Origin of the sequence: Limnoraphis robusta BA-68 BA1, assembly GCF_034932365.1 — a bacterium.
Classification (GTDB): domain Bacteria; phylum Cyanobacteriota; class Cyanobacteriia; order Cyanobacteriales; family Microcoleaceae; genus Capilliphycus; species Capilliphycus robustus.
On the sequence record NZ_JAYGHR010000064.1, the window covers coordinates 123,755 to 135,840 of the forward strand.

Here is a 12,086-nt window from a genome sequence, read left to right on the forward strand (position 1 = left end):
CTATTTTTTCGGTAACAATTTAGCTTTAAACATCGTTGCTAAAATTTCTTTGGGCGCAAGATACACAAACAAAAATCAGATTCTAAACCCCCCGGAATTTCCATTAAAATTTCTTCAAATTCTAGCAACAGTCGAACTATCGTTTCTCCCTTGGGTTCTCCCGGTAAGAGTTGAACATGATTTAACAAGGGATAAAGCGGATGTAAAATTCCGCCCCCAAAAGGATTATAAACTTCGATGTCGAAATAATATTCAATAAAGGGTAAAATTAACTTAGAGCGAACGGCTTCCGAGGGATCAGTATTAAAGACTTGATAAATGGTTGGGTTAATAAATTCGCTTTGCAGTCCTGAACGCAAGAGTTCGTTAAAGCAAGCATACAAACGATTAATTAACTCAACTTTTTTTCGGTTGTAAATACAGTAGTTATCGCCGATATATTCATTGACGATAAAATACCCTTCAGGATGCAAAGAACGATGAACAATTTCTAAAAATCGCTCTAATTCTTTGACATGATGCAATGAACCAGAACAAAATGCAATATCGTATTTCTTCCCACTATCGAGGCTAAAGGTATTAAAATCATCGGTGTAGAAGTTAACTTGAACTCCGGCAATTTCCGCCCGACGTTTTGCCATTTCTAGGGAAGCTTCCGAGAAGTCAAAGGCATCAATACTGCGGGCAAAGTTTGCTTGTGCGAGGGTGACTTCATGGTTTCCCATTCCACATCCCAAGGACAACAAATTATTAAAGGTTCTTCCCGCAAAATAATCTTCAATTAACCATCGTAACCAATATTTATTTGTTTGACCGCCTGACATTCGCTGATGAATAACATCCTCAATAATGGGGTTTGATATCCATTCACTCGCACTCGCCGCAGTCGGGTTTGCTTCCCAATAACTTTTATCTTGAGTGGGTTTTGTGGGTGGTGAAACGGCTTCAGGTGTTGACACAGGTTGAATAAATTCTTGGGGGGGAAGCGTTTGATGAGGATGGGGGTTAATAAAGTAAGCTTCCTCAAAAATTTGCTGGTATTCCTGGGTCATTTCCTCAAAACTATTCAACAAGGCGAGGACATATTTAGCATTATCCGCGAGGTGTTGACGTTCCGACTCATTATCGAGAAGTTTAATCAAATTTTCGGTTAATTCTTCGGGTTTATCGGGAGTGTAAAATAAACCATTTACTCCCGGTTTAACTTGTTCGGAAATGCCAAAAACGGGAGTAGTAATAATGGGTAAATTGTACGCCATTGCTTCGAGAATAACTCGCGGATAACTCTCAATACGAGACGTACAAACAAAAATATCGGCAGCTTGATAATATTTCGGGGTTTCTGGAGTTTCAGGAACGATAGATATTTTAGACTGTAAAATCGGCGGGAGTTGCTTGACGAATGTGGTCAGTTGTGTACTATAAACACTCGGGCGATCGCCAACAATAAAACAACGAATGCGGCTATAATATTCTGGGGGTAATAATGCTAAGGCTTTGACTAAATCTTTCTGACCTTTGCGTTCACAAACGGTTCCAAGTAATAGAATAACAATTTCGGAAGCTTTAATTTGTAGCGCTTCTCTGGCATCTTGGCGGTTCCATTGTTCAGCGACTAATTTAAACCGTTCCACATCCATTCCATTGTGAATAACGGTAAAATTGTGATGACTATTTAAAGGTAAATAGGTGTTTCGGGTTGCATCCGCCACAAAAATAATTCGATACGGATAGCGGAAACATTCTAACGCTCGGGCGGCTATTTCTCCCCCAAACCCATTAAAATAAGTTTGCCAAGCTTCGCTTTCGTGAACATTCCAAACGGAAGGAACCCCCATTTTTTGGGCGCAGTCTACCATGAAGAAGTTTTCTAAAGTATTCGCATAAACGACATCATAACAATTGAGTTGTATTTGTTCAGCAAAATCTTGGAGGGCGAGGTCATATTGTTCCCGTTGATAGATGTTAATTAAAGGATGGTCTTGTACAATAACCGGAATACCTTTTTGTTCATAAGCTTCTCGCAACGGCCCATCATTGACACAAAAAATAACAGGTTCTATTTTATCCTGTGCGGCTAATTGTACGGCAATTTCATACTGATGTAACGGGGCGCCCGTATATTCTAAAGCGTTGCTACACATCAACACTCGGGGTTTAATTTTTACCTGATAACTTTGTATATTAAACCGTCGGGGTTGAACCTGGAACCATTCGTTAGCGAGGGATAAATGATGGCTGTAATAAGGGTCAATTTTATCGGCATATTTCTGACGGAAATTCGCCACTTCTTTCGGGTCATCTTTAAACCCTCGGGAGGTTCCTTCTTTGTGTAATAATTCCGCTTCGGCACAATAAACGCAGCGATAATTATTTTCTGTTAAACGATAGCCGTAGTCCGCATCATTATAAGCAACGGCGAAGTTTTGTTCATCAAAACCGCCTAAGTCTAAAAACAGTTGACGAGGCGTTAATAAACAAGCGGCGGTGACTGCTGAATAGTTCCGCAGGACTTTAGAATAAGCCAAATATCCAAAATAATCTCGATGAGACAGTTTAAACGCATGACCCGCCAATTTGTGGTGTAACCCATGAATAATTCCGGCGTGTTGAATATGGTCATCGGGGAAAATTAATCGCGCCCCTACCGCCCCAACTTTTTCTAGCTGAATATACCCCATCATCTGACTCAACCAACGGGGAGAAAGTATCTCTGTGTCGTTGTTTAAAAAGAGAACATATTCACTTTTAACCTGTTCAACCGCCCGGTTATTAATTGCTGCAAAGCTAAATTTACCGTTAGAATTGGCAACTTTGAGAATCGATATTTTAGGTTGAGTTTCAGCGTGAGAAATCCAATCAAAATATTCAAGGGTTTTGGGGTCGTCGCTTTCGTTATCAATAATCAGAACTTCATAGTTTTGATAAGTCGTTTTTTCTAACAACGTTTTTAAACAAGCTTGTAATAATTTAAGCTGATTTTTCGTGGGAATAATAACGGTAACAGACGGCCCATTATCGGGGAATTCATGGGAAAAAATCCCCAAACTTTGTTCAACCGCCCAACGAGGTTGATACACATTTGACTCAATTTCTCGGCGGTTTAACGCATCTTGAACCGCTTGGCGACCTGCTTCAAAACTCGCAGGTTTGGCGGCGCCTGAAATTGCCGTTGAACCGGGAGCCGTTCGCCAGTGATATAATACTAAAGGTAAATGAGCAATATGACGAGTATTTTCTGTGATTCTCAACGCTAAATCATAATCCTGCGAACCTTCAAATCCTAACCTCATTCCGGCAACTTCTTCAAACAGTTTGCGTCGCAGAACTAACGCATGACTCATATACATATAAGATAGGAGTAATTCCGGCGACCAGTCGGGTTTAAATTGAGGTGCAAATCGTTTTCCTTGGGTGTCAATTTTGTCGTCATCGGTATAGAGAACGTCGGTTTCAGGATGTTCAGCCAGGTAAATCGCGATTTCTCCTAACGCATTCGGCGTGAGTTCGTCGTCGTGGTCAAGTAATAAGATAAATTCACCAGTGGCGAGAACTGCGGCGGAGTTGGTCGCGCGACTAATATTGCCATTTTCTGGGCGAAAAATTACCCTGATTCGTTCATCTTCTTGGGAAAATTTATTCAGCGTTAGGGCGATTTGGGGGTTGGTACTGCAATCATCAGCGATGCACAATTCCCAGTTAGAATAAACTTGGTTAATTACACTTTCAATGGCTTTTTCTAAAAATTCTATCGGGGGATTATATACAGGCATCACCACCGAAATTTTTGGCAATTTTTCCGCCGAATAAGTTTGCAGTCGAGTTTGTAAATGGTCTAAACTGCGTTGTGTCCATTGGTTCGCGCTCAACCAAGCGTCGTAGGGGTCGATGGGTTTGGGGAGTTCAAAGCCGGGAGGCAGAAGGGCGAGGTCTGTCGTCGCTTCGGTTTTGCGGTACATCAGCCGCGCTTGCCGAATAATAGCAGGAATTTCGCCAGGTAGAGGAAGCAGGCGTCCGAGGCGTTGCTTGCGTTCGGCGGCCCGTTGACGAACAGCAGCAACAAATTCTGATAATTGTCGCATTTTGGCCGAACTTTGGGCGGAGAGTCCATAACGCCTTACCGTCAAGGGCTGGCTGAAGGGATAAGTAACGGTTTCTCCGGTTTCTAACTCGGCTTCTAACTTCATCGGCCACTGACCAACGGGAACATCCATCACCGCTTCAAACCCACTATTTGCACTCCCTGGCCAGTCGGGAAAGACTTCGCCCACGTCCCGACGTTGCAACCCATAGGCACATTGCATCGAACGTTCGCCACAATATAAAGTGAGTTGAGTAATGCGATATTCGGGATGACAACACCAGCCTGCAAATAGAATTTGTCCGGGTCGTTGTTCGCCAGGAGTGGGAACATCTAGGGAGGCTTGAATGGGGCAAACTTGCAGGGAATAGGTCGCAAATTTTTGCCATTTTCCGTTGCGATTTTGCAGTTCTAAATTAACTTTGTGGTTGCCAACTTTCAGGGGAATTTCCAGGCGAAATCCGCAATTTTGAGCGGCTTCTATCCAATCAAATTGTTGGGCAACATCCAAGCGTTCAATCCCATAAACCCCGGTCAACGTTTCTGAGCCTATTTTAGCACGAATTCCGGTAAAATTACGTTTTCCCGTGTGGAAACACCAGCCTTCAATTTGGGTAAATGTGTCGCCATTTCCGATAAATTCCCATTGAGTTGGGGTATCGAGAGAATAAATATATTGGGGTTTGATTGTTCGACGAGAAAAGCGTTTAAAGTCAACCCATTTTTCGCGAATTTTCCAAAGTTTAGACGATTTTATCGCGTTAACTTCGCCTTGGGTTTGCACGAGTTCGAGTTGAGTTTTACCGAGTTCATTTTCGAGGCTATAAATTTTGTTGAGGGATTCTTGAAAACGGGCTTGAGATGCTAACAAACTTTGCTGAAGTTCTGCCGTTTGATATTTGTATTGATTGAGTATATTTTCAGTTTGGGTATATTGAGTGGCACTTTCATTCAGTTTTGCTAACGTTTCCTGGTATTGAATTTTAACTTGTTCTAATTGTCCTTGGGTTTTGCCGAGTTCCGTCTCGGTTAACATCAACTTCTCAGCCGCTTCTTGAAAGTTTTTTTCTAAGTTTTGGGCGTGTATTTCTGTCCCCTGTAACTGAATTTGTGTTCCTTCGAGTTGTTGTTGGGTTTTGCCGAGTTCTTCTTCGACAGTGGTGAGTTTTTTAACGGCTTCTTTGCGAGTATTTTCGGCGGTATTCGCTTTCAGTTGGGCTTGACCGAGTTCTTCTTCTGTGGTAATCAGTTTATCGAGGGTTTCTTGATAACGAATTTCTACGCCATCGAGTTGCAGTTGGGTTTGACCCAGTTCGGTTTCAGTTTTTACTAATTTATCAACGGCTTCTTGAAATTTATCTTGCCATTGTTCAATATCTATTTTTAACTGGTCGTTTTCTTGGGTTAATATTTTTTTGTCTTTTTCTAACAACCGCACCTGTGACCAATCTTTAAAGACCCAAGTTAATGAGCTAGACTGGTTTAAAACTTGTGACTCTACCGGAGTTAAGCCGCGACTGAGATTTTCTGCTAAGGCTTCGATTTGTAGATACAGGTCAATAGAATCAGGAAAACAATGTTTAATCAGTTGGGGTCGCGGCGTTGCTAAAATATTATCAACTAATAAATAAGGATCAAAATTATCTTCAGGAGGGGAGGGTAAATTCCGGTTAAATTTAGAATTAAGTGCTTGAACAAAGTCTTGCGGTTTTGTCCCAACTTTATAGACATTGACTAATAAACTATTTTCGGGATTTTCTCGATAAAAATTGAGTATTTTTTTGTTATAATGTATCCACATCTTAACGGCTAATTCGGGGGATTTAATTAGCGTTAAATCGGTAGAACGACGGTAAAGGGAATCAACAACTTCCCAAGGGGAACGATAAACAAAAACAAAATGTGCTTCGGGTAAAATTTCCTGCCAAAACTCCAAAAACAAAGTGGTTCTGGGGTCTTTCCATCCCCAAGGATGTTGAGAATCTTGGTTGTGTTGAATTAAACTCTGAGCTTGTTCAATCTGTCGGGAATTTAGGGAAATATTCGACTGAAAGGTACAACCCAACTCATCAATATTATGGTCATGTAAAATCGCCTTGTGAAATTCGACAAAATCAATATTTTCAAAATGTCCTTTCACATTCCCATAGTTCGCCCCAACGAGCCGTTTGCCAATATTCACCCCCAAACGTTCTAGTAAAGATGCCGTTAGGGAAGTTCCAGAACGGTGCATTCCAGCAACAATAATCGGTGAGTTACGGTCTGATTTATCCATAGTTTTGTCGGTGGTTTTTCAAAAGTAGTTAATAATCCTTTTTTCTCCCTCAAATCCCTTTTGTTCACTCGTTATCGGATAAGCCGATAGCACGCCTCAGTTTAAACCATTTTGCCCTCAATTTCCAAAATTTACTACTTTCCATTGCCTGAATGCGGTTTTGTGCCTGTTCTAACAAAGTTTGCTTTGATTCCAGTTGCCATTGACATTGACCCAGTTCCGTTTCAGTCTGTGAGAGTTTCGCTTCACATTGTCTAAGTTGAGCCTGCACAAAGTCAAGTTTTGCTTCCGTTTGCAAAAGTTGGGCTTGAGTTTTCCCCAATTGTCCATCAGTTTCAGCTAGTTTAGCCTCAGACTGTTCGAGTTGATTTTGGGTTAAGTTTAATTGTTTCTGAGACTGATTGAATTGTACCTGTAGATGTTGCAGTTGAGTTCGCCATGAAATAAGATGGGTTTGCCATTGCGTTTGAGAAATGAGGGATTTGACAAAACCTGTTTCAATAATCCACTCCAAACCCGCAGGATTAACCGCTCGAATTAAAAGAATATCTTCCGGTGAAATCTGATGACTATTAATTTCACAACACCAACCTGAGTTTAACGCTTCTTCTTGGTTAAAATGTTCAACTAAATCGGGTCGTTTGATTGTCGGTTGACACTGTTTAATCAGTTGATTATTCACTAACATTTGAATCGTTTTGACCTGACTCCCCGGATTCAAATCAACCGCCCAACCTTCTAAATAAAGATTACCATTCGGTTGAATTTGGCAAGCATCCAAATACCCAAGCGGATGATAACTAAAGTTTAATTCTGTAAATTTATCATGTTTTTTGGGAGTAACAGCATACAAATCTTGATAGTTACTCAATCCTTTTTTTACCCGATAAATCGTCGCTTTATTTTGACTGACTTGCTCGATTAATTCGTGAATGTAGGTTGCTGTAACGTAGGTTGTGCCGTACTCATTCCGGTCAAGATATTGACTCTCACTACTTTCAGTTGAAAAGACAATTCCTGACGGTAACATCTGCACATGGGACGGCATAATTGCCTCATCTAATACACTGAAAATTAGCAAACCTTCCGGCGTTAAAAGGTCATAAAGTCGCTGCATCCAACGGGTAAAGGTTCGCTGCGGCATATGGCTAAAAAACGACCCCGCATAAATACAGTCAAATTTTTGATCACTTGGATAATCTTCCGGTTCACGAGTGGAAATAATGCCATTCACCCCAAAGATTTCCATCTGAAATTTAACCGCATTGGCATAAATATCAGACACCCAAACATTTTCGGGAGGGATTTCTTGAATTAAAAATCGCGTCGAACGTCCATAACCACAGGCAAAATCGAGGAAAGAAGAAACTTGAGCAAAACTGCCAAAGTGTGCATTAATAATTTGTCGAATAGAATCAATAATAGAACGTCCTAATAGATAATAATAGACTAAAGCGCGATCGCTATTACGGTCTTCTGACTCATCCAACTGATACAAATACATTTCATCCTCGGCTGCAATTTCCGGCTGAAAAGTTTGCGGCGAGTGGGCGAGATGTTGAGTTACCGTTTGAACAATTGGGTTGTTTTTAACAAAGCGATTAGTTTCCATAGTTGTGATGTTGAATGTTGGATAATTGCTCTATTTAGTTTGATTTTTTGGGAGAATTCCTAAAGTTTGTTTGAGTTTAAGCCATTGGGTTCTGAGTTGCCAAAATTTACTACTTTCCATCGCTTGAATGTGATTTTTTGATTGTTCTAGCAGAAATTGACTGGATGAAAGTTCCAACTGACAGTCACCCAGTTTAGCTTCTAGTTGTGTTAATTTATCTCTCGCTTGGGCTAGGGTAAATTCGGTCAATTCGATTTGAGATTGTGTTTCTTGGAGTTGACTTTCACGCTGCTTTAACTGATTCTGCGTTTCTAAAAGATCATCTCGCCATCGAGTTCTAACCATCAGATTTTTAACTTCTTCTACTGCAATAATCCATTCGAGTCCAACGGTGTTAACCGCTTTAATAATCATAATATCTTGAGGTGAAATTTGACCCGCAGAAATCACACAAGACCAACCGGATTTTAAAAGTTCAGGTTGATGAAAATGTTCAACTAAATCAGGACGTTCTTTTGAGGGCTGACACTGTTGAATGACTTGATGATTAACAATAATCTGGATGCTTTCAACCGAATGATTAGAGTTCCAATCAATTGCCCAACCTTCGAGTTGAATTTCTCCAGTTGGGGTAATATTACACGCATCTAGATAACCTTCCGGATAATATTTAAAGTCTAAGGCGGTAAAGTCTCGATTTTGCTGAGGCGTCACCAAATATAAATCTTGATAGTTACTGAGTCCTTTAGGAATGCGAAAAATAGAAGCTTTATTTTGACTAACTTGCTGAATTAACTCTCGAATAAAAGCTTCTTTAACATAGGTTGTACCATAGTCATTCCGGTCAAGAAATTGACTTTCACTACTATCCGAAGAAAAAAGAATTCCCTCTGATGGCATCTCGATAGCCCCTGGTAAAATTGCCTCATCTAATACACTAAAAATGAGCAATCCTTCAGGATTTAATAAATCATAGAGTTGCTGCATCCAAGCTTTAAACGTTCGGGGCGGCATATGACTAAAAAATGACCCGGCATAGATGCAGTCAAATTTTCGTTGAACTTGATAATCTTCAGGTTTAGGGGTAGAAACAATACCATTCACCCCAAAATATTCAGTTTGAAACCTCACCGCATCTGCATAAATATCAGAAGCCCAAATCTTTTCGGCTGGCATTTCTTGAACTAAAAACCGCATAAACCGACCATATCCACAAGCAAAATCCAAAAAGGATGAAATCTGTTCAAAACTGCCAAAATATACGTTAATAATCTGTTGGATAGAATCAAATAATGTCCGACCTAAACTATAATAACTCACCAAAGCCCCATCACTATTTCGTTCTTCGAGTTCGTGAAAAGGATATAAAAACATCTCATCGGCGGCGGCAATTTGAGGCTGAAACGTTTGAGGAGATCGAGCCAAATGCTGAATTAAGGTTTCAACAATCGGATTATTTTCAACAAAACAATTGACTTCCATGTTCACTGTTTCCTGAAAAAAGGGGCGGGTTTATAAAGGTTATTTGTTAGAGACAGATATTTGTTCGGAACCCGCCCCAACATTAACCGAATTTTGGGTTAAGATTTTTTAAAGATATTGTTGTATTTCTTGCTCCTGTTCGATTTGACCCGAAGTGACGGTTAATTTTGGCTCAACGAGCAAATCTACAACTCCAGTACCGCAAGAACTCTCACAAGGTTGAACTCTAAACATGGCAACATCAATACATCGATCAAGATAAGTAAATTCACCCTCTACAATTCCTGAAACTCCAGCATTTAAAAAGTAAACATCCGGTGCGAGTAAACATTTAAACCTGAATTCTAACACGAGTTGAGTACCGGGGGAAATGTGTTTAATAAATTGGGATGAAGCGAGGAAAGAAGCCCCAGCGAGTTCAAACCCACTGATGGTTTTGACTAACATTCCAAAGCGGACGTGTGAAGCTGCTTTTTGAAATTCTACAGTGTAGGAATAGATGTAATCATTTCGAGCAATGATATGATTCACTCGTTCACCTTTAGGGGTGGCAATATGAGGATCAGTAATCGTTGCGCCACGAGAGGGATATTGAATTGGATGATCGGGTGCTAATTTCGGGTCATAATAGTCATAATAATCAGCTTGTTTGGATTCAGTTTGATGTTGATTCGCTTGGCTGCGATGATACTTTTTCCACTCAACCTTTTGAAAGACTTCCTGGGGCTTAAATGAAGCTTTGAGATGGCGAATTTCCTCTCGCAATCGTTCCGATTCTGTCGCATCAGCGTAGATCATTTTTTGATATTTTGATATAATCATTTTGGGGCTATGTTCTAACAGTATTTCACCCCGATCCATCAAAATTGCTGAGTCACAAAGTTGAGTAACCGATGAAGCCGCGTGAGAAACAAATAAAATCGTTCCGCCTCGATCTTGGATTTCATGGATACGACTAAAACATTTGCGTTGAAAGGCTTCATCCCCAACAGAAAGGGCTTCATCCACCACTAAAATATCGGGTTCAGAACTGGTTGCCACCGCAAACGCTAACCGCACATACATTCCGCTAGAATAGGTTTTAACGGGTTGATTGATAAAGTCTCCAATATCGGCAAACGCGACAATTTCTTCAAACTTTTGTTCGATTTCGTAGTGTTTTAATCCCAGGAGTTGACCATTAAAAAAGACATTTTGCCGTCCGGTAAATTCGGGGTTAAACCCACTACCCAGTTCTAACAAAGCCGACACTCGACCCTGAACTTCTACGTTGCCATTAGTAGGAGTGAGAGTGCCTACAATAATTTGCAACAGCGTACTTTTTCCTGAACCATTTCGGCCAACAATTCCTAGCGTTTGTCCTTTATAAACTTGTAGATTAATCTCTCGTAACGCCCAGAAATTCTCAGCGAGTTGCTGACGCGGCAAAAAAATCTCTTTAAGTCGGTCAACCGGATGTCGATACCGCTTAAAACACTTGGAAACGTGATTAACTGAAATTGCAATTTCGGACATTCGTCGTTTACTAGCTACCGAGATATCGTAATCCGTCAGTGAGGTGAGGTCGGAAGAAGACAGTCATTGCTACAAAACGTCAGCAAAAGCTGGACGCAGGCGTTTGTAGACCCACACGCCTCCATAAAATATAATGATAGAGACGATAGTTGCTGTAGCAAGTTCTCCCCCGTGTTGAATCTGACCCTTGAGTACAATATCACGGTAAGTCTCAGCGATCGCTGTAATCGGATTCAACCAAAACACCCAAACCTGCCACGCTTCTGGAATTTTAAAGGCAGGATAAACAATGGGAGTCGCATAAAACCAGAGATTGAGAATCACGCCTAAACTTTGAGGAATATCTCGCAAAAAGACCGTTAAACCTGCGGTTAAATATCCTAAACCTGCGGTGAGGAGAAGTTGCGGAATCCACACAAAAGGTAACAGCCAGAGACTAACAGCAGGTTCAGGAATAATAATCAAAACCAAGGTGATTAAAGCAACTAGCCCAAAGGTACTTTCAATAAACGCTGAACAAATTGGTACCAGAGGAAGCAGGCCCAATGGAAACACGACTTTTTTAACTAAGTTGGGCTGTCCCACAACACAAGTCGCGGCTTGCGTCAGTCCATTGGTAAAGGCTAACCAGGGTAACAATCCTGCAAACAACCACAACCCAAACGCCAGTTTATTGTCCGCCGGAACCCCTTGTATATTCAATTTAACTTGTAAGACAATTGAAAAAACATAGGTAAAAATCAGCAATTGCACAAGCTGATTAAGCAGTGGCCATAAATTCCCCAAAATAGAACCTTTATAGCGGGCTTCCAAATCTCGCCGTACTAGGGTAATCAGTAGGTTCAGTTTGATCGACCACTGACTCTCTAGCAATTGTCGGCGGAGGACAACGCTTTTCATAGATCTGACCAATTTCTGTTTCCTCGTCCACTACACACCACGACTAGATTATCCTCAAACCCGTTCCTTGAGCTTACACCCGGAATCAGCTAAAAGGGAAAACGACCAGCATTTTGGCTTAGTCTATAAGTGTGCCATATCAGGGCAACTTCTGGGTAATCGTCCACAAAAAAACACCCCACAAGGGGGTGCGTAGTTCTACAACAGAGGTTGATTTCGCA

5 protein-coding genes are annotated in these 12,086 nt (G+C 40.9%); all 5 read right to left on the reverse strand.

Translation table 11 applies throughout. From position 1 onward, the window contains the following. Positions 1-38 precede the first annotated feature (38 nt). Entirely contained in the window at positions 39-6,356 is a 6,318-nt protein-coding gene (locus VB836_RS16375; RefSeq protein WP_323220730.1) for a glycosyltransferase, read from the reverse strand. Between the two features lie 64 nt (positions 6,357-6,420). After that, the gene (locus tag VB836_RS16380) at positions 6,421-7,968 is read right to left on the reverse strand and encodes a methyltransferase domain-containing protein (protein ID WP_323220732.1); all 1,548 of its coding nucleotides are present in this window, start codon (positions 7,966-7,968) and stop codon (positions 6,421-6,423) included. Between the two features lie 30 nt (positions 7,969-7,998). Continuing rightward, a complete protein-coding gene (locus VB836_RS16385) occupies positions 7,999-9,450 on the reverse strand; it encodes a class I SAM-dependent methyltransferase (RefSeq protein ID WP_323220734.1) in 1,452 nt (483 codons plus the stop codon). Positions 9,451-9,558: 108 nt separating this feature from the next. Then, on the reverse strand, positions 9,559-10,965 hold the full coding sequence (locus VB836_RS16390) for an ABC transporter ATP-binding protein (RefSeq protein ID WP_323220736.1): 1,407 nt from the start codon (positions 10,963-10,965) through the stop codon (positions 9,559-9,561). A 69-nt stretch (positions 10,966-11,034) separates the two neighbouring features. After that, positions 11,035-11,865 (reverse strand): ABC transporter permease, encoded by an 831-nt coding sequence (locus VB836_RS16395; protein WP_046281659.1) that lies wholly within the window; start codon positions 11,863-11,865, stop codon positions 11,035-11,037. Positions 11,866-12,086 lie beyond the last annotated feature (221 nt).